Consider the following 19,463-nt stretch of genomic DNA (forward strand, 5'->3'; position numbering starts at 1 on the left):
CGCATTACTCCTGGGATCCGGACCGACTTTTGATCATTCGCATCGGCGTGTAGGTGAGCACCGGCTCGCCTCGCTGATTCACCACGGTGTTTCGTGTGGTCACGATCCCCCGGTCACTGTTACTCGTCGCCCGCGCATCAGTTGCCTCGATGACGACGTGGATAGTGTCACCAACGAAAACCGGCTGTTGAATTTCGAGCGACATTCCCAGAAAGGCAACCGCGGTGCCCTGCAGGACGTTGGTCTGCATGACGAGACCTTCGGCGAAGGAATAGGTCAGCATGCCCGGCACGAGACGACCGGCGAATCCGGCTTCGATCGAATATCGGGCGTCGAGGAACAAGCCCTCGGTCAGACCCGCGAGATTCACGAATGCCGCAAGATCGGGTTCGGTGATGGTCCGGGACGCCGTACGGTATCGCCCGGCGACTGCCATCTGCTCCCAGGTTTCACCGCGCGCCTTCAGTGCGACATCCACTAATGACGCGTCGCCCGGAGAGTTGGGTGTGGAACTCATGTCTGTCCTGCTTCCTGATCAAACCTGTAGTCGTCGCCGGATCGGCGCTACCCGCTCGCGCGGGTCCGCTGGGTCGACCGATTGACGAATTCCTCTATTGCGGACCGCGCATCGGCCGAGCGAAGCAAGTCGCCGATGGCCTCGCCTTCGGCCTGGAATCCGGCGCCCCGTCCTTCGACACGCCGGGCTGTGAACACGCGCCGAATCTCCGACACTGCCGCCTGCGGGTAGCCGGCGAGCTGTCGGCCGAGTTCGGTCGCCGCTGTGATCGGCTCCTGGGCGATCCTGGAGACCAATCCGAGCCTCAGCGCCTCGTCCGCATCGATCGTTCGCCCGGTGAGGATCAGGTCGAGTGCCACACCGATCCCGGCGATGTCGACGAGCCGTTGGGTACCGCCGGCGCCCGGCAGCAACCCGAGGCGCACTTCGGGCAGCGCGAGTCTCGCGTCCGGGGAAACGATCCTGATGTCACAGGCGAGGGCAAGTTCGGCGCCACCCCCCGTCGCCATTCCGCCGATGGCAGCGATCGTGGGGACTCTCGCCGACTCGACGGCGTCGAAAGCCGCACGAATGCTGCCGAGAAACTCGGCACCCTCCGATGTTGTGGCAACTGCCAGCGCCTTGATATCCGCGCCGAGGGAATAGTGCTTGCCGACGCTTCCGATCACGAGGCAGCGGACGGCAGGATCGTCGTTCGCTGCGGCGATGGACTCCGACAGCCGTTGTGCCACAGCGGTATTGATTGCGTTGGCGGGCGGATTGTCGATCTCCAGGCGCCGGACGCCGACGTCGTTGGTCGTCACGCGAATCAACTCGTTTGCAGTGTTCATCTCAGCGCCCAGCCATGGTGTCGGGGGTCGACGAATCGACGTCTGTTCTCGTTCGTGAAAATCGCGGTGCGACATTCGCCTCGTCCGGGGCAGAACCTATGAATGCGCCCTCGGCGATGACGTGCGGATGCCGAGCGGCCTCGGCGAGACTGAGAATCGGTGTCACACACGCATCACTGCCTGCGAAGAGCTGATCCCAGTGTGTCCGGTCGTGCGCAGCGAAGATCGCCGCGAGCGCAAACCGCTGTTGCGGCCATCGCGCGGGATCACTGCGATCCCAGTCGGCGGCCGGCAGACCGAGCAATCGGAGAAACTCCGCATAGAACCGGTCTTCGAGGCAACCGACGGCGACGGCTCCGCCATCAGCGGTGGCGTAGGTGGTGTAGAAGGGTCGCGAACCGTCGACGAAATTCGTTCCGCGCTGGTCTTGCCACAGATTCTCCTTGCGAAGCCCTAGGACCATCGCCTGGAGATAAGCGACCCCGTGGATCATCGCGGTGTCGACGACCTGCCCTTTCCCTGACCGGGAGCGCTCGACCAGCGCCGCGAGAATTCCCGCGACGACGAACATCCCACCGCCGGCGAAATCCGCGACCACGTTGAGGGGGATCACCGGCGGCTGCCGCGGATGTCCGACCTGATCCAGGAGCCCGGTCAACGCGATGTAGTTGATGTCATGGCCGGCTTCGTTCGCTTTGGGCCCCTCTCGACCCCATCCGGTGACCCGTGCGTAGATCAATGATGGGCAACGCGCGCCTACCTCGTCGGGGCCGAAACCCAACCGCTCCATGACTTCTGGGCGGAATCCCTCAACAAGCACGTCTGCCTCTTCGAGCAGTTTCCAAATCTGCGCTCGGTCCGCTTCGTCCTTGATGTCGAGATGAATCTCTTGCTTGCCACGCGACATCGAGCGGGTGGTAGCGCCGACGATTCCCCCGTCGGCGCCCGCCTTCTTGATCGCGGTCACCTCGGCGCCGAGGTCCGACAACATCATCGTGGCGAAAGGACCGGGTCCTACTCCGCCCATGTCGATGACCCGAATGCCGTCCAGCGGTGGTCGATCGGTGGACGCGGTGACAACGCTCATCAGGACACCCGCTCGAAAACCGCGGCCAGTCCCTGGCCACCGCCGATGCACATCGTCTCGAGGCCGAATCGGGCCTGCCGACGATCCAGTTCGCGTGCGAGAGTGGCCAGCATCCGAACACCGGTCGCGCCGACAGGATGACCCAGCGAGATCCCGGAACCGTGGACATTGGTGCGCGCGAGATCGTCCTTGCCGAACTTCCACGCGGTCATAACGGCGAGGGCTTGTGCCGCGAAAGCTTCGTTCAGCTCGATCAGGTCGATGTCGGCCAAGCTCAGTCCGAGCCGCGTCAGCACCCGTTTGGTCGCGGGTACCGGTCCGATTCCCATGAACTCCGGCGCCACTCCGCTGACCGCCCAGCCCGCCAACTTCACGAGCGGGCGGAGCCCCAGTTCGAGTGCTCGCTCCTTGGTCGTGACCACGCACATCGCAGCGGCGTCATTTTGTCCGCTGGCATTGCCGGCGGTCACGGTCGCCTCGGGATCGATGCCCAGCCGGATCGGTGTCAGCCGAGCCAGCGATTCCAGCGTGGTATCGGCGCGCGGGTGCTCATCCTTATCCACGACGACCGCGCTCCCCCGGTGCTCGACCGTCACCGGAACAATCTCTTCCGCGAGTGTCCCGTCATCGCGTGCTCGAACCGCGCGTTCATGGGAAAGCAGGGCCAGCGCATCCTGGTCCCCACGGGAGATGGCGTATTCCCTCCGCAGGTTCTCCGCCGTTTCGATCATCCCGCCGGCCACCGGATGGTGACGCCCGCCGGCCGTAGTGCGTGACCGCACCAGGCTGTCGTGGAGAACCGCGCGGTCGCGCACACCCCACCGCATATCCGTGGCGTAGAACGCCGCGTTGCTCATACTCTCGGCACCGCCGGCGACCACGACGTCGTTCACCCCGGTCTGGACTTGCATTGCCGCATTGATGACCGCCTGCAACCCGGATCCACACCGCCTGTCGACGTGCATACCCGGCACTTCCGTCGGCAGGCCTGCGTCCAGCGCGATAATTCGCCCGATTGCCGGGGCATCGCTGTTGCCATAACCGTGACCGACAATCACGTCCTCGATCAGGTGCCGAGGGATCCCGGTCCGTTCGATGAGGCCCTGTAGTGCGGCCACTCCGAGGTCGACCGCGCTGAGCGATTTGAATGCACCGCCATATCGGCCGATCGGTGTCCGCACCGGCTCGCAAATCACCACGTCTCTCACGCCAACCCACTCCTTTCTTGGCTTGTTTGCTTTGCTTGATTCGCCACGCCGACCGGGGGTCAGCTCATCGTCAGCCCGCCGCTGACACTGAGTGTCTGACCGGTGATGTAGCCGGACTCCTCGGCCGCGAAGAACGTCACCGCGTTGGCGATATCCGCAGGTTGCGCGAGGCGGCGCAGCGGAATCGCCTTCACGAGCGCGTCACGCAGCTTCGGGTCGTCACCACCGATCGATGCGAGCAGCGCCGTATCGGTGGGACCCGGGCACACGCAGTTCACGGTCACGCCATGCCTGGCCATCTCGCGGGCCGTCGACTTGCTGAACGCGACCACCCCGCCCTTGGCCGCCGAGTAGACCGCCTCGCCCGACGACCCGACGCGTCCCGCGTCCGAGGCGACATTGACGACCCGGCCACCACCCTGCTCGATCATCATCGGCAGCACGGTCTTCGAGGTGTGCAGCACGCCGAGCAGGTTGATCGCCATCACGGTGTCCCAGTCCTTGGGGGCTGAATCCACGAAGGGTGACACTTTGTCCCAACCCGCGTTGTTGACCAGAACATCGATGCGGCCGAACGCCTTTCGGACTTCGGCGGCCATGTTCTCGACGGACTCCAGGGAGGTGACGTCGGTGTGGACGGCGATTGTCGTGCCACCCAGATCCATGGCGGTCTGCTGAGCGGCGGCCAGATCAACGTCGGTCACGACGACTGCTGCTCCGGCCTGGGAGAAGCTGGTGGCGATCGCTCTGCCGATTCCTCGGGCTGCGCCGGTGACCACCACGACGGGAGTGCTGAGCTTGCTCAAGACGAATTCACTTTCTTTCAGCGAGAATCCGAGCGCCGCTTCGTGGCGGCCGCCGGATCCGCGGACATCATTTGACGTATTTGTTGAAATCCGGACTGCGCTTTTCGGCGAACGCGGCGGCTCCCTCGAGTCCTTCAGGCGTACTCGTGAACAGATCCAGTGCCGACATCGCCAGGTTGCTCAGGCCACCGTGGTGGTCGGTATCGGCATTGAACGACTGCTTGAGGAACTTCAACGCCGTCGGGCTCATCGCGGCGATCTGGTGGACCCGCTTCAGCGCCTCGGGCAGCAGTTCACCCGGTTCGACGACCGCGTTGACCAGCCCCCACCGCTCTGCGGTCACAGCGTCGTACTGCTGGCAGAAGTACCAGATCTCGCGGGCGCGCTTCTCCCCGACAACTCGTGCGAGGTAGGCCGACCCGAAGCCTGCGTCGAATGACCCGACACGAGGGCCGGCCTGGCCGAATCGCGCGGTCGAGCTCGCAATCGTGATGTCGCACAACACATGCAGGACGTGACCGCCACCGATCGCCACGCCGTTGACCGCTGCGATGACCGGCTTGGGGATCTCACGGATCAGCCGATGCAGATAGCCGATCTCGAACATGCCGCTCTCGGTGGGCCCGTAGTCACCGGTCTCCGCCCGCTGCTTGACATCCCCGCCCGTGCAGAACGCCTTCTCGCCCTCGCCGGTAAGGATGACCGCGCGCACGCTGTGGTCCGCCCAGGCCAGTCGGAAGGCCGCGATCAGCTCTTCGACGGTCTGGCCGCGAAAGGCGTTGTACCGTTCGGGCCGAGCGATGGTCACCACCGCAGCGGGGCCGTCGACCTCGTACCTGATGTCTTCCCACTTGGATTCACGCCACGTCCGAGACATAAGAGAACCTCTCAATCGAATGGTTGTTCATCTGGTGTGAACGTTCGTTCATTCGATCAAGGAAGTCAAGATTCACAACACATATGTGTCAATGCGGCAGCTTCAAAACCGTGCGGTCCGCAGCAACGTCCGAACCTGACCGCGACCGGGCCACTTCGCGATTTTCAACCGACAGCGGCAGCTTGTACGGAGGTGTATTCTTTCGCCACTCGGCAAGGAAAGCCGCAACCCGCAGCCCTTGTCTCTAGTCTTTGATACAACGCTATGCATCAGTAGAACCGCGTCGTTGTCCGACCGGGTTCGGCGCTCGAGAGGCCAGCAGGGCATGACTAACAGCCAAGAATCTCAGCGCAAACGTGATGCACTCGTAACTCGCGAGGCAGCAAGGTCGGAGCTGACCACATTTGTGGGGAGGACCGAGGAAATCCATCAGGGGTGTGAGCTTCTCCGGACGGCACGTCTCGTGACCTTCGTCGGCGTTGGCGGCGTGGGAAAGTCACGTCTCTCGGTCAATGTTGCCGCGGCAGTATCCGACGATTTCGAAGGAGGGGTCTGGCTCGTCGAACTGGCAAGCCTCACCGAGGAGCAGCAGGTCCTGCAAGCGATCATCGACACCCTCGGCCTGCCCGAACCCAGCAGTGGCGCCCAGGTGGATCTGATCATCAGCCATGTCGCGCAACGGGATACGTTGCTGGTGCTCGATAATTGCGAACACCTCCTCGACTCGATTGCCCGGCTGACCACGGAGATGCTCCGGCGCTCGCCTCGGCTGAAAATACTCGCGACCAGCCGGACAGCCCTGAATGTTCCAGGCGAACACCGCATCATGGTCGATCCACTACCGGTCCCCGACGAAGGCGAGGACGACACCGAGACGATCTTGTCCAGCGCCGCGGTAGCGCTGTTCGTCGAACGCGCCAAGGCCGTGGTGCCCAGCTTCACGCTGACATCGCAGAACGAAGTCGACATCGTCCAGATCTGCCGGCAGCTCGACGGCATACCGCTCGCGATCGAACTTGCCGCGGCTCGGCTTCGAATATTGTCCACCGGTGAGCTCGCCAGCCGTCTGAATAAGAACTTCTCGCTCCTGACGGGCGGATCGAGCGCTGCGGAGGAGCGCCATCAGACCCTCCGGGCGACACTCGATTGGAGCTACTCCCTCTGCACTCCCGCCGAACGATCACTGTGGTCGAAGGCATCCGTGTTCGCCGGTACGTTCTCTCTGGCCGCGGCCGAAGCAGTCTGTGATGAGAAGGATTCCCGAGGAATCATCGACGCCATCACGGGTCTCATCGACAAATCGATCCTCATTCGCACAGAGAGCGCCGGCGCGGTTCGCTTCCGAATACTGGAGGTGATTCGGCAATACGGCGAACTGATCGTCGACGACCCCGCCGCCGCCGATGAGTCACAGCGACGGCACTTGGACTGGTGCCTGGATCTGGTTTCAAGGGCCGCCGATGACTGGTTCGGTCCTCGGCAAAGCTACTGGTCGAGCACCCTGCGGGCCGAGCACCCGAACCTCCGGGCTGCCTTCAACTACTGTCGGCGAACCCCGAGCGCCTACGAAGCGGGCCTCCGCCTTGCCGGACCCTACTTCTTGTGGATGGCATTCGGTTCTCTCGCGGAGGGCCGCCAATGGCTGGACACTGCACTGTCACTCACGCACCGCCCGTCCGTGGACCGCGCGCGGGCGCTCTGGACGAACGCGTTCATCGCCAATACACAGGGACAATACGAACACGCGGCGGCAAGGGCGCGGGAGTGTGCGGAACTCGGCGCTGAACTCGGAGACACGAAGGTCGCTGCCATGGGCGATCATCAACTCGGATGCAGCGCGCTTTTCGGCGGCAGACTGGTCGAGGCGACCGCACTCATGGAAAGCGCACTGTGTCGATACCTCGAGGTCGGCGCGGAGCCCGACCTCGAGGTAAATCTCAGATTCGAACTGGGCCTGGCGTATCTCTTCGCAGGTCACGATGAACTCGCCCGCGAGCAGTACGAAATCAGTCGATCGATATGCGAGGGCAAAGGAGAGGACTGGCTCCGCTCATATGCGCTGTGGGGAACCGGGCTCATCAATCTTCACCACGGTGAGATCGATCTTGCGGCCGAGAACGTCCGCAAATCGCTCGAGATCAAGTCCGTATTCCGAGATCCACTCGGGATGGCAGTGGTCATCGAGACCGCCGCATGGATTGCGCAGGAAAGAGGAGATGCCGAGCGAACTGCGATCCTGCTGGGTGCAGCAAGTCGGCACTGGATAACTTTCAGCGTCCGCGATCTGTTCGGAAACAGTCAGTTCGGCTCCCTGCGCGAGAAATCTCTCGGAGTAGCCCGACACATGTTGGGAGAAGATACATTTCGACGGTCCTTCGATTACGGATCACAAATGACGATTCCGGACTCGATTGCGTTCGCTGCGGCTCGAGTCGACCCGGCAGCATTGCCGCGGAAGTCCAGCGCCATCGGAGCAAACACGAGCTCCCAGCTCAGCAGCCTCCTCACCCCGCGGGAAACGGAGATCTGCGAGTTGATCACGAGCGGCCTATCGAACAAGGAGATCGCGAAACGTCTCTTCATATCTCCACGCACGGCCGAATCACATGTGCAGCGCGTACTGAACAAGCTCGGTTTCCATTCCAGAGCGCAGATCGCGGTATTCTTCCTGGAGCACGGAAATACGGGAAATACGCAGACATGACCCCGCGCTAAATCCGAACAGCAAGGCGTGTGGCCTCGTCGACGGCCCGTCCGATGTCCACACCCGACGAATCACGCGCACCACCGATCAATGAACACCGGATACGAGCCGTAGCGAGCATCTCGACCAGGTCGGTACGCGGTTCCTGACCAGTGCAGTTGATGACGGTGTCGGCCTCGATCGTCCGATCCACGCCGCCCTGCTCAATATGTAATCCGTCCTCCCCCACCTTCGAGTACGACACACCGGTCAGAATCTCGAGCCCGGCGGCACGGAGCCTCTCGCGCTTGATCCACATCGTGGTGACACCGAGGTTTCGCCCGGGCTTGGCTCCCGAGCGCTGGGTCATGACTACGGTCCTCGGCAGCCCGCCTTCGTGAGTCTGGTTCATGCGCCGGCCGATCCCGCCGGCGGCTACCGAGCCGATCTCAACGCCATATTCGCGATGGAACCGACCGACTTCAGGCTTGGGCGGATCCGGGCGCAGCAGATACTCCGCGACGTCGAAGGCGATTCCGCCGGTCCCGAGTATGACGACGCGTTGGCCAGGTACGACCCTGCCGCTCAGTACCTCTTGATACCCGGTGACGTTGGCCCGGCGGATCCCCGGGATATCAGGCACCCGTGGACGTGTTCCAGTCGCGATGATGATGTCGTCGAACCCGCCCAGCTCCACGACGCCGGGTGTCGACCTCGTACGAACTTTGACACCTTCAGCGGACAGCCGGTACTCGAGATATCGAAGAAACTCGTCGAACTCATACTTGTCCGGCACCCTGCGGGCGAGCTGCAGCTGACCGCCCAGGCAGGAATCCCGTTCGTACAGTGTGATCTTGTGCCCTCTGGCCGCAGCCTCGAAGGCGAAGGTCATGCCGGCGACGCCACCGCCGACCACCGCGATCCGCTTCTGTTTCGCTGGCAACACCGGTTCGAACTCGACCTCGTGGAGCGCACGCGGGTTGACGACACAGGACGCCGACTGCGCGAGAAAGATCCTGTCGATACAGGATTGATTGCACGCGATGCAGGTATTGATTGCCTCCGGGACACCCTCGGCCACCTTCTTGGCGAACTCGGGGTCTGCCAGCAGCGGACGAGCGAGCGACACCATGTCGCACATGTGGGTGGCGATGAGGTGCTCGGCGTCGTCCGGATTGTTGATGCGGTTGGACGCGACCACAGGAATGCCGACCGAATGCTTGAGCGCCGCAGCTGCTTCGGCCCACGCTATTCTCGGCACGGGATACGCCACGGTCGGAACGCGCGCCTCATGCCAGCCGATACCGGTGTTCAGGCAGTCCACTCCCTCGGACTCCAGCCACTGAGCGAGGTCGATGATCTCGGACTGCGACATGCCCTCCTCGACGAGTTCCAGAGCCGAGATTCTGTAGATCAGGGGGAATTCGCGACCGACAGCCGCGCGGACGGCGCGAACCACCTCGATCGCGAACCGCATCCTGCGGCGTGCGGTGCCGCCGAACTCGTCGTCACGGTCATTGGTGCGCGCGGCCAGGAATTGATTGATGAGATACCCTTCCGAGCCCATCAGCTCCACGCCCGCGTACCCGACATCACGTGCGGTTTCCGCGGCGATCGCGTAGTCGCGAATCGTTGCCCGGACATCGTCGCGTCCCATCCGGCGCGGACTCCGAGTGCTCACCGACGACCGCCTGGCGGATGGTCCAACGCAACTGTCCACCTTGGCATACCGGCCTGCGTGCAGAATCTGAGCGAAGAACGGAACTCCCGTTGCCGCGACCTCCCGGCACAGCTCCCGCTGATATCCGAGGTCCGCTGCCGGGCTCATCACAAGCGCATCGATCTCCATCCGCCCCTCGGGATTCGGGGAGAAACCACCGGAGATGATCAACGCGATGTTCGATTCAGCGCGTCGCCGATAGAACGCGATCTCGCGGTCCAGTGTCCTGTCGAGACCCTCGACGCGGGTATGCATCGAACCCATGATCATGCGGTTCTTCAGTGTGAGCGACCCGATCACGGTCTCCGACAACAGGTTCGGGTAACGGTGTGCCGGGGTCAATTCAGGCGCTCGCGGAGATATCGATCATTTCGTCGCGTTCGACGACCTTGATCCGGTCACGGCCCTCGGCCTCGCCCAGCGCGCGCTCGTGCGCGTCCAGTCGCTGCCAGCCTTGCCAGGTGGTGACGGCGACACCTCTGTCCGCCAGGTATGTCGAGATATCAGCCGGTGCGGTGCCGACCGACGTGCCGAGCGCACCCGAAGCTCGATCGTCCATCAGGCTGGCCACCGTCTCGGCGGCACAGCTGCGGGTGTGCCCGATCAGGCCGATCGGCCCGCGCTTCGCCCAGCCCGTCGCGTAGATTCCGGCCATATGTTCGCCTGCATGGTCGAGCACGCGCCCGGCTTCGTGGAGGATCGTGCCGTCGGCCTCATCGATAGACAGTCCGGGCATCGGACGAGGCCGATAGCCGACCGCACGGTAGACGGCTTGCACGTCCCACTCACGGAAACGGCCGGTACCCCGGACATTGCCGGTCCCGTCGAGTTCGGTGCGCTCGGTCCGCAAGGCGGCCACGGCGCCGTCGCGCCCGATGATTTCCACCGGGGACTCGAAGAAGTGCAGGAACAGTTTGCGAGGGCGGTCGATCGGATCTCTCCCCACCCAGCCTTCGAGGACCTTGGCGACCATGTCGACCTGTTTCGATCGGCTGCGCGCAGCCCGCGACGCGTCGTCGTAGTCGATATCGTCTGGACTGACAATCACTTCGATACCTGGCGAGCGATCGAGCTCGCGCAGCTCGACCGGAGTGAACTTCGCCTGCGCCGGGCCGCGGCGGCCGAATACGTGCACCTCCAGAGCCGTACTCGCACGTAATCCGGAGTAGACGTTCGGTGGGATGTCCGTCGAGAGCAGCTCATCGCAGCCCTTCGCGAGCACGCGCGACACATCCAGCGCCACGTTGCCGACCCCGAGCACCGCAATTTTCTGTGCGGTGAGGGGCCAGGTTCGATCGACATCCGGATGACCGTTGTACCAGGACACGAAGTCGGCGGCGCCGTATGAACCAGCCAACGAGACCCCGGGTATATCCAGCGAGCGATCCCGGTCGGCGCCGGTCGCGAATATCACGGCGTCATAGTGCGAGCGCAACGTCGGCAGGTCGATATCGACGCCGAACTCGACGTTGCCCAGCAGGCGGATCCGTCCGTTGTCGAGCACCTTGTGCAATGCACCGACGATACGTTTGACGCTCGGATGATCGGGTGCGACTCCATAGCGCGTCAGACCGTATGGTGCGGGCAGTCGCTCGAGAATATCCACCCGCACGTCGACGCCCGAATCGACCAGAGTTTCGGCCGTATAGATCCCCGCCGGTCCGGCTCCGACGATGGCCACCAGAAGCGGTCGTGTTCCGCTGACAATATCCGTCACCTCGCACACGCTATCGCCAGGCATTGGAAGTCGACAATAATTCATTGATCGCGAATTATTGTTGATCCATCACTCGGGCCACTAACTCAAACATTCGATGCATCGAGGGATTCCTATTCTGGAGAGCCTGTGGTCGATCGGTTCGAGACTGCTGCTGATCCCCGCAAGGCGATTTCCATGAGGGCAGCCGTTCTGCGTGATCGGTCGCCGATCACCGCGGTGGTCAGGGCGCTGGACATCGATTCCACGGCATAGTTGATACCATGATGGGTGTCGACTACACCGTCGATCACCCCTAGCCGGCTCAGCTGCTCTGCGGTCAGGCACAGATGCTCGGCGACCTCGGCTGCTCTACCGGTGTCCCGGAAGAGGATTGCCGCAGCGCCCTCGGGGTCTGATGACGCTGAAAACCGCGTCGGCGAGCATGAGGAAGGTATCGGTGTGGCAGAAGGCCATCGCACCGCCACTGCCTCCTTCACCGACACACACCGAGACCGTCGGAACCGGAGCTTCCGCGAAAGCCCTGAACAAACGTGCGATTTCGCCGGCTATGCCGTCGGCCTCCGAATCGGGTCCCGGGTCCGCACCATTGGTGTCGACAAAGGTCAGGATCGGCAGCCTCCACCGGCCCGCCATCCGGACCGCACGCCGTGCGAGCCTGAAGTCATTCGGTTGCAGCAGAGCCGAACTGCCGGATTCATAGTGTCTGTCCATCGCGATGATCACGACTCGTTGCCAACCGAGCGAAGCCAGCCCGGCACGAACCGCCGAAGGCCGGCCGCCGATCTCGACCCAGGATGTTGTCAGAGCTGCCGCCCATTCCAGCCCCGAGGCACGCGTCGAGGCTCGGGCGCGCTCGACTCGTCCCATCGCTGTCGTCGGCCGAACTGGTTTCGAGCAACTGATTCCGGGGCGATCATCGGGCATCGGCAGCCATCGCGACGTCACGCCGAGCACCATCGCGACCCAATCCGTTATTTCTGCCGGCCCGAGTGCGATCGCATCGACCAACCGCGCCTGAAATGCCGACTCGGCGGTGTGCGAAGACGGAGGTGGCGCCTGACCCGTCACCTGTTCCACTACTCGTGGACCACCGAACCCGATCGTTGCCCCGGCCTCGGCAATCGTGAGGTCCAGCAGGGAAGCCCAGGACGCGAATACGCCGCCCGTGGTCGGCGATCTCAGGACGCCGATAGACATCAGCCCAGCGCGTGAGTGGCGGACTACCGCGTCCGCCGTCCGAGCCATCTGAACGAGCGAGATCATTCCCTCCTGCATCCGGGCACCGCCCGTCCGGATGACGGCCACCACAGGCAACCGCATACTCGTCGCGCGGGCGAAGGCACGCACGATCCTCCCGCCCGCGACCGCTCCCATGCTGCCGCCGAGCGATTCGAAGCGGTACTCGATGAGAACCGCACGGGCACCACGGATTTCGGCCAGCCCAGTGCGTACCGACTCTTCCGTTGGTGGACCAGAGATCTTCGTCCCCACAGCGTCGTAGGCCCTACGAGATTTGAGACCAGCGTCGAACTACGGAGCCGAGAGCCTGGAAGAACCCGACGAAGGGAATGAAACGACACAGCTGCCGGGTGCGAGTTTCTCCCCATCCTGGTTCTCGGTCCAGACATCCAATGCCACATACGTTTCATCGGCGACGACATCGATAGCAGTCACGCGAGCCCGCGCAGATACAGTCTGCCCCTTGAGATTCGGGGACCGGAACTGGCACGACAACTGCCGGATTTCACCATCTGTGCCGAGCCAAGTGCGGAGTACATTATGCAGGTACGCCCACTGTAAATTACCCATTCCAAAGGCACCAGGGTAGCCGGCCGCAACGCCTGCGTCGTCGTCCATGTGCATATCCACGAACTCGTCGTTCACCGCGGCGTACCGGTTCCAGTTCGCCAGATCGGTTGTCCTGGTAAAGGTCACGAGATCACCACCGATGCCGACTCCGTCGAGCTTCAACAGTTCAGTCATTGCAATCTCCGTCCTCAGTACCGGATGAGCGTGAAGTACGACGATTTGACCAGTCGGCCTTCTTGATTCGTCCAGGTCGATCCGACTCGACTGAAGAGCATTCGACCGAGTCGGCCGGTACGTTCGTCGTACGACACCAGCTTGGTTTCATTCGTGATCACGTCGCCCGGTCGCATTCTTGCGTGATACTCGACTTCGAGGGCACCATTCAAACCTTGTGTCAGCGGCGGTGGTTCAACACCTAGTAGCGCCTCAGTTCGGTGGATGGCGTCGGCATGTGCGACACGTCGCTGACCCAGAGGTTCGGCTGTCATCCAGGCAAATGGATTGAACTCATGGGGAGCAACGATTCCGCCGTGCCGCGTCCTCGACGCGTACTCGGCGTCCCAGAATTCGCGGGGCGGAGGCTCCGGGTAGTAGACGGCAAGAGCCCACCTGCGAATGTCGGAGGAGCTGATCGGGAACGAGACAACTCGCTCGAAGACACGTCCGACACACTCCTCCATCTCGGGCGTAATGTAGCTGATTGTCATACCGCAATATCCGTTTCTCGGCGTGAGACCTTTTCACGATGAGTTTCTATAGAACTATCAAAGCACTTCGTCATCGTCTACGACCCCGCGGATTTGTATCCACACGAATATTTGATGAGTGCGATACCAGCACCTGCTTACCCGATGATGCACTTTCGCTACCGGCTTGGAAGCCCAGGTCAGCGATGCCGTCGAAAAGGACGCTCGGGTATTGACCGGCGGCAAACGGCTCACGGACAACGGACTCGACGGTGGATACCTACTTTGCCCCGACGGTCTTGACCGACGTCACGGCCCATATGTCGATCTATCAGGAAGAGACGTTCGGCCCCATCGCGCCCGTCATCGTCTTCGACACCGAAGAAGAGGTAACGGCGAGGCCAACGACACCGCATACGGCCTGGCTTCTTATCTCTACACCAACTACCTCTCGCGCGCCGTGCGGGTATCGGAGGAGCTCCGTTTCGGGATCGTCGGAATCAACGACACCAACCCAACAGCGGCCACAACGCCGTTCGGCGGGATCGGCGACAGCGGCATCGGCCGCGGAGGCGCCCCAGGGCATAGACGAGTATCTCGACGTCAAACTCGTCGGACATACTCTCACATAGCTTCGATACCTGCCGTGCCCGCCGCTGCCCGGGCAGACGCGGCGCCTGCTGCACCGACCACAACCGACGCTCGAGCGGAGACACCGCTCGAGCGTCGACGGCCGAGGGCAACCACCTCTGTCGTAACAGTGCGGAGACCTCGATGTGACAGTTGACATAGCAGGCCGACACGCCTACTTTTGTCTATGCGTTCACATGTACGCATCGGCCGTGAGGCTCCGATGCTCTCTCACTGAACCGGCGACGACAGCGCCGAGCCGAGAGGGCACTTCCGGAGCACACATCGAGAGGCCGTCTAGCCAGCGAAGCCAGCACGTCGAACAAATGCAGTTAACCGGGAACAGAACCGGTCGTCGGCGTGATCTCGATGAGAGAGCGAAACGAAGATGACCACAGATATTGAAATGCGCCATCTCCGCGCTTTCGCTACGACCGCAGAACAATTGCATTTTACTCGCGCTGCGGCCTGCTTACATATGACCCAGCAAGCACTGAGCACCCAGATCCGTATTCTGGAAAAGCAACTCGGCGTCAAGCTCTTCGAACGGACGACTCGCAAAGTTGAATTGACCACTGCCGGAGGAATTCTATACCGGCGCGTTCAAGGTCTCATGGACCAACTCGACAATGCGGTGGAGGAAGCCCGCCGGAGCGCAGTGGCCGATCACGGAATCCGAGGCCCCGTAACGTTGCAGCACCGCAGGCCTGCGTCGAATCGGTTCCCATGGGCGCAGATCCCAGAGGATGGCCGTGAGACAGCGGCCGGGCGAAAATTTGCTGCCCCGGTCGGCCAGCCCAGCACATCGAACCGCTAAGGTATGTCCCGTAAGTCGTTGAGCGGCAACGGGTATCGTTTCTCCGGTGGTGATCTCGGCGACAGATCCGGTGATGGTGGAGTTGTTCTCTGGGCTGCGGCCACGCACGTTCGCTCGCCTGATCACCGGGTTGCGGCGCGAGGGCATCGACCGGCCGTTGCGGGGCCGACCGTGGGGGTTGTGTTTCGAAGACCGGGTGTTACTGGTGGCCACCTACTGGCGGACGAACCTGACGATGCGTCAACTCGCGGCGGTGTTCGGGGTCTCGAAGTCGGCCGCGGCCCGAGTGATCGACGACCTTGGACCGGCGTTGGCGCTGGCGCTGCGGCCTCGGGCCCGGTTCCCGCGTGGCGCGGTGTTGATCGTGGACGGGACCCTGGTCCCGACCCGGGATCACAAGGTCGCCGCCCAGAGTAAGAACTACCGGTACTCCACCAACCATCAAGTCGTGATCGACGCCGACACCGAACTCGTCGTCGCGCTCGGAAAGCCGTTACCGGGCAACCGCAACGACCCTCGCGCCTGGACCGAATCCGGTGCCGCCCACGCCTGTCGCAACGCGGTGGTGATCGCTGATGGCGGTTACCAGGGCACCGGTCTGATCATCCCGCACCGCCGGGTGCCCGGTGCCGAGCTACCGGAATGGAAACAGGCTCACAACAAATCCCACCGCAGGGTCCGTGCCCGTATCGAACACGCTTTTGCCCGGATGAAGACCTGGAAGATCCTGCGCGACTGCCGCTTACGCGGCGACGGGGTGGGTGTCGCGATGGCAGGGGTGGCGACTCTGGCCAACCTCGCCCACGCCTACTGATTCCCAGTCGGCGGACCGATCGCCGTCACCGACCCACACTTACGGGACATCCCTTAGCCTCGATCCGTGGACGTGACCGGTGAGTAGGTCGCCCCGGAATGGCAAAAGTGCCTTCCGAACTGCGATGATTGGTGTTCTCACGCAACAACCATGGCAAGTTCGGGAAGACACTTTCAGTGCGATTGTTTCACACCTTCGCCGGGGACTCGGCGCGGTTCGACGATGACAACCTTGTGGCGGTGGCCGGGCTGGTGCCGGTGATGACGCTGGCCGAGCAGACCGGCTTGACCAGCATGTTGGCCGACAAGGTCGCGATCGACTCGCCGCGAATCGAATCCGGGGCGGCCAACCCGGCACCGAAGCTGGCCACGTTGATCGCGGGAATGGCTGCCGGAGCCGACAGCATCGATGACATCGATCTGCTGCGCAGCGGCGGGATGGGCGAGTTGTTCGACGCCGTGTATGCGCCCTCCACGGTGGGTATCCTGTTGCGGGAGTTCACTTTCGGACATGCCAAGCAGCTGGAGTCGGTGATGCGCCAGCATCTGCTCGCGCTCATCGCGCGAGCCGATCTGCTGCCCGGTGCCGCAGCGAGAGTGTTCGTGGACATCGACTCGCTGCTGCGCCCGGTCTACGGCCACGCCAAGCAGGGCGCCTCATATGGACACACCAAGATCGCCGGGAAACAGGTACTGCGCAAAGGGCTTTCACCGCTGGCCGCCACGCTGTCCACCGACCTGGCCGCACCGGTGGTCGCCGGGATGCGTTTGCGCGCCGGGAAAACCGGGTCCGGCAAAGGCGCCGCCTCGATGGTCACCGCAACCATCGGCACCGCCCGCGCTGCCGGAGCCACCGGCACCATCCTGGTGCGCGGCGATTCGGCCTACGGCACCCGCAAGGTCGTGCGGGCCGCCGTGGGCGCCGGCGCCCACTTCTCACTCGTATTGACCCGCAACACCTCGGTGAACACCGCCATCGCCGCGATCGGCGACGACGCGTGGACACCGGTGAAATATCCCGGCGCGGTTCGTGACCCCGATACCGGAGAGTGGATCTCCGATGCCGAAGTCGCCGAAATCTCCTATACCGCTTTCGCTTCCACCAAAGATCGCACCACCGCAAGGTTGATCGTGCGCCGCGTCAAAGACGCCCGCTACCCCGACGCGCTGTTCCCGGTCTGGCGGTATCACCCGTTCTTCACCAACTCCACCGAGACCACCGTCGACGCCGACATCACCCACCGCAAACACGCTGTCATCGAAACCGTCTTCGCCGACTTGATCGATGGACCCCTGGCCCACATGCCCTCCGGACGCTTCGCCGCGAACTCCGCATGGGCGTTGTGCGCCGCGATCGCCCACAACCTGCTGCGCGCCGCCGGCACTCTCGCCGGCGGCCCGCACGCCCGCGCCCGCGGCACCACTCTGCGCCGCAAATTCGTCAACATTCCCGCCCGGCTCGCGCGCCCGCAACGCCACCCGATCCTGCACCTACCCACCCACTGGCCATGGACCGAATCCTGGCTTGTCCTGTGGCGCAACACAATCGGTCACGCTCCGCCGCAATCCCTGACCGCCTGACCACCCGCCCCCAACCCGGGCCCGCGCCGACACCAAAGTGGAAAAGCTGGGCAGACCAGCGGCTACGCCCTACCCACAATCCCGTGGTGGGGGGGGGGGGCGCGGGGGGCCCCCCCCGCCCCCCCCCCCCCCCCCCCCGCCCGGGGGGGGGGGGGGGGGCGGGCCCCCCCCCCACCACGGGACAACCCCCATCCACGGATTCAGGCTTAGGTCAGCAATCGTCGCAATACCTCTTCTCCGTCTTCCTGATTCACTGGTACATCATTGGCCAGCGCCTCAAGAATAAGTCCATTAACCATTAGTGCCAGAGCACGTGCCGTCGCCGGGTCGACGCGCTCGGCGAGTGTTTCAAAAATAACACCCGCCCATGAACTCGTCGAAGACTGTAGATGGGGCCGGCGTATAGCCGCCAGATAAAGATCGAGCGCTGCGGCAGTTACACGCCTCGCCTGACCAGTAGTGAGACGTTGCAGCAACGCAGCGAGTTCAGCGGGTAGATCCGCTCCGGCCGGCAAATCTGCGCCCCATTTTCGCCACGTTTCTATGCTCTCCTGAATTGTGATCTCCAGGGCACTGACCAGTAATTCATCAACGCTCTCGAAGTGGTAGGTCATCGACCCAAGCGGCACGTCCGCCACGGCGGCGACTCCCCGCAGCGTAAGCCGCTCAACTCCGACCTCGCCGATCACATCGATCGCAGCCCGCACAATCCGAGAGCGTCGATGTGGATCGAACCGGCGACGTCTCGCTGCAGGACGCGCAAGATCGTCGGAATCGTCGGGATCTGATTGTGTCATTGCGCTCCAATGGTACTACCTGGCAGCCTGCGCCGACCGATGTTCTTCCGGCTACAGCGATGCCACGGTTCGTGAACGCCCCCCGGTCCAGCGGCCCATGCGCGGCGAGCCGCCGAACCGGGTCGCTCAACACTGATCGGCGGAATGTATCGATGCCATATGACTCTCCTTTGGGGTGCTCGCACCGCCGCAACCAGGCACGAATTAGCCACTCGTCCACGGCTTCGCTTGGTAGATGTACGCATTGAAAACAAATACGGCCGAGTGCCGCAAATGCATCAAATAACGAGGTCCTGTTTATCGCCTTGTTCGACAACAGCCTCGACGAGCGATGGTCCTCGATACGCAGGTTGTCACCCGAATTACGCTAGCGCTCCGTGCCGCATATAGACAACAGCTGACTCATCGCATTTCACTGTCGACCACTCATGCGCCTGCCGACATCAAGACTGTTTGTCAATTACGTTCGATCATTGCCGAATGATCAGGACCATGTTGCCCGGCGGAGTCGAATTCTTGTGTGTGACGCAGATTGGTAACAGCCAGTTTTCTGAGTTCAGCCACTGCGGTGTTGGCCAGCGATGGATGGCGCGGGTGCCGGGTAAGTTGGTCGAGAAGACGGAGCCAGAACTGGCCTGGAGCGACCCCGAACTGCATCCAGATATCCTCAGCCGGCGGTCCCCCGAACGGCAACCACTTGACCGCTAGGACGAAAACCATGTCGTCCACGGTCGACACGGCCGAACCCTGTGCACGTTCGTCTGCCGGGAACCGTCCCTGGCGTGATTTCCCTCTGATCATTTCTGTACCTGTCTTAAGTGCTACGAGCAGACGCCGCGGCGTGCTCGCATAGATCGTCTGCGAGTAGATTCGAATCTTCGA

Annotated in this window: 19 protein-coding genes and 1 pseudogene; 6 read left to right on the plus strand and 14 right to left on the minus strand. The window is 62.9% G+C overall.

Annotated elements, in window-relative coordinates:
- Positions 1-4: 4 nt before the first annotated feature.
- The 6 genes from ACFXIV_RS36885 to ACFXIV_RS36910 form a co-directional block, all read right to left on the minus strand.
- Positions 5-517, minus strand: a complete 513-nt coding sequence (locus ACFXIV_RS36885; RefSeq protein WP_379401064.1) for a MaoC family dehydratase — start codon at positions 515-517, stop codon at positions 5-7.
- A gap of 47 nt (positions 518-564) precedes the next feature.
- Positions 565-1,320, minus strand: a complete 756-nt coding sequence (locus ACFXIV_RS36890) for an enoyl-CoA hydratase/isomerase family protein (RefSeq protein ID WP_379421394.1) — start codon at positions 1,318-1,320, stop codon at positions 565-567.
- A gap of 28 nt (positions 1,321-1,348) precedes the next feature.
- Positions 1,349-2,434, minus strand: coding sequence for a CaiB/BaiF CoA transferase family protein (locus tag ACFXIV_RS36895; RefSeq protein WP_379401066.1), 1,086 nt, complete (start codon positions 2,432-2,434; stop codon positions 1,349-1,351).
- Positions 2,434-3,642 carry an acetyl-CoA C-acetyltransferase gene (locus ACFXIV_RS36900; RefSeq protein WP_379401067.1) on the minus strand — a complete coding sequence of 403 codons (1,209 nt, stop codon included), beginning with the start codon at positions 3,640-3,642 and terminating at the stop codon, positions 2,434-2,436. Before ACFXIV_RS36900 ends, ACFXIV_RS36895 begins: the two co-directional genes overlap by 1 nt.
- Before the next feature lie 59 nt (positions 3,643-3,701).
- Positions 3,702-4,448 carry an SDR family NAD(P)-dependent oxidoreductase gene (locus ACFXIV_RS36905; protein WP_379401068.1) on the minus strand — a complete coding sequence of 249 codons (747 nt, stop codon included), beginning with the start codon at positions 4,446-4,448 and terminating at the stop codon, positions 3,702-3,704.
- A 67-nt stretch (positions 4,449-4,515) separates the two neighbouring features.
- Positions 4,516-5,325 carry an enoyl-CoA hydratase-related protein gene (locus ACFXIV_RS36910; RefSeq protein WP_379401069.1) on the minus strand — a complete coding sequence of 270 codons (810 nt, stop codon included), beginning with the start codon at positions 5,323-5,325 and terminating at the stop codon, positions 4,516-4,518.
- Positions 5,326-5,788: 463 nt separating this feature from the next.
- On the opposite strand from ACFXIV_RS36910, the gene ACFXIV_RS36915 reads away from it, so the two are divergent.
- Entirely contained in the window at positions 5,789-8,029 is a 2,241-nt protein-coding gene (locus tag ACFXIV_RS36915) for a LuxR C-terminal-related transcriptional regulator (protein WP_379401070.1), read from the plus strand.
- 7 nt (positions 8,030-8,036) lie between these two features.
- Here ACFXIV_RS36915 and ACFXIV_RS36920 read toward each other — a convergent pair whose 3' ends face one another.
- The 6 genes from ACFXIV_RS36920 to ACFXIV_RS36945 form a co-directional block, all read right to left on the minus strand.
- The gene (locus tag ACFXIV_RS36920) at positions 8,037-10,028 is read right to left on the minus strand and encodes an FAD-dependent oxidoreductase (protein WP_379401083.1); all 1,992 of its coding nucleotides are present in this window, start codon (positions 10,026-10,028) and stop codon (positions 8,037-8,039) included.
- Positions 10,029-10,071: 43 nt separating this feature from the next.
- Positions 10,072-11,436 carry an FAD-dependent oxidoreductase gene (locus ACFXIV_RS36925; RefSeq protein WP_379401084.1) on the minus strand — a complete coding sequence of 455 codons (1,365 nt, stop codon included), beginning with the start codon at positions 11,434-11,436 and terminating at the stop codon, positions 10,072-10,074.
- A 122-nt stretch (positions 11,437-11,558) separates the two neighbouring features.
- Complete coding sequence (locus ACFXIV_RS36930; RefSeq protein WP_379401071.1) at positions 11,559-11,912, minus strand: hypothetical protein; 354 nt, start codon at positions 11,910-11,912, stop codon at positions 11,559-11,561.
- Positions 11,797-12,939 (minus strand): carboxyl transferase domain-containing protein, encoded by a 1,143-nt coding sequence (locus ACFXIV_RS36935; RefSeq protein ID WP_379401072.1) that lies wholly within the window; start codon positions 12,937-12,939, stop codon positions 11,797-11,799. The genes ACFXIV_RS36930 and ACFXIV_RS36935 overlap by 116 nt, the downstream gene beginning before the upstream one ends.
- 39 nt (positions 12,940-12,978) lie before the next feature.
- Complete coding sequence (locus ACFXIV_RS36940) at positions 12,979-13,431, minus strand: hypothetical protein (protein WP_379401073.1); 453 nt, start codon at positions 13,429-13,431, stop codon at positions 12,979-12,981.
- 14 nt (positions 13,432-13,445) lie between these two features.
- Positions 13,446-13,964, minus strand: a complete 519-nt coding sequence (locus ACFXIV_RS36945) for a MaoC family dehydratase N-terminal domain-containing protein (protein WP_379401074.1) — start codon at positions 13,962-13,964, stop codon at positions 13,446-13,448.
- Between the two features lie 251 nt (positions 13,965-14,215).
- On the opposite strand from ACFXIV_RS36945, the pseudogene ACFXIV_RS36950 reads away from it, so the two are divergent.
- From ACFXIV_RS36950 to ACFXIV_RS36970, 5 genes and pseudogenes are all read left to right on the plus strand, one after another.
- A pseudogene (locus ACFXIV_RS36950) lies at positions 14,216-14,278 on the plus strand (hypothetical protein); the annotation flags it as partial.
- Between the two features lie 125 nt (positions 14,279-14,403).
- Positions 14,404-14,730, plus strand: coding sequence for an aldehyde dehydrogenase family protein (locus ACFXIV_RS36955; protein ID WP_379401075.1), 327 nt, complete (start codon positions 14,404-14,406; stop codon positions 14,728-14,730).
- A 231-nt stretch (positions 14,731-14,961) separates the two neighbouring features.
- Positions 14,962-15,390, plus strand: coding sequence for a LysR family transcriptional regulator (locus ACFXIV_RS36960; RefSeq protein ID WP_379401077.1), 429 nt, complete (start codon positions 14,962-14,964; stop codon positions 15,388-15,390).
- A gap of 73 nt (positions 15,391-15,463) precedes the next feature.
- Positions 15,464-16,204 (plus strand): transposase, encoded by a 741-nt coding sequence (locus ACFXIV_RS36965; protein ID WP_379401085.1) that lies wholly within the window; start codon positions 15,464-15,466, stop codon positions 16,202-16,204.
- A gap of 176 nt (positions 16,205-16,380) precedes the next feature.
- The gene (locus tag ACFXIV_RS36970) at positions 16,381-17,784 is read left to right on the plus strand and encodes an IS1380 family transposase (RefSeq protein ID WP_379421395.1); all 1,404 of its coding nucleotides are present in this window, start codon (positions 16,381-16,383) and stop codon (positions 17,782-17,784) included.
- 206 nt (positions 17,785-17,990) lie between these two features.
- On the opposite strand, the gene ACFXIV_RS36975 is transcribed toward ACFXIV_RS36970, so the two are convergent.
- Together ACFXIV_RS36975 and ACFXIV_RS36980 are read right to left on the minus strand one after the other, a co-directional pair.
- Positions 17,991-18,581, minus strand: coding sequence for a TetR/AcrR family transcriptional regulator (locus ACFXIV_RS36975; RefSeq protein WP_379405286.1), 591 nt, complete (start codon positions 18,579-18,581; stop codon positions 17,991-17,993).
- Between the two features lie 456 nt (positions 18,582-19,037).
- Entirely contained in the window at positions 19,038-19,319 is a 282-nt protein-coding gene (locus tag ACFXIV_RS36980; RefSeq protein WP_379405284.1) for a hypothetical protein, read from the minus strand.
- Between the last annotated feature and the right edge of the window lie 144 nt (positions 19,320-19,463).

It is taken from the genome of Nocardia sp. NPDC059236 (assembly GCF_042754085.1).
Classification (GTDB): domain Bacteria; phylum Actinomycetota; class Actinomycetes; order Mycobacteriales; family Mycobacteriaceae; genus Nocardia.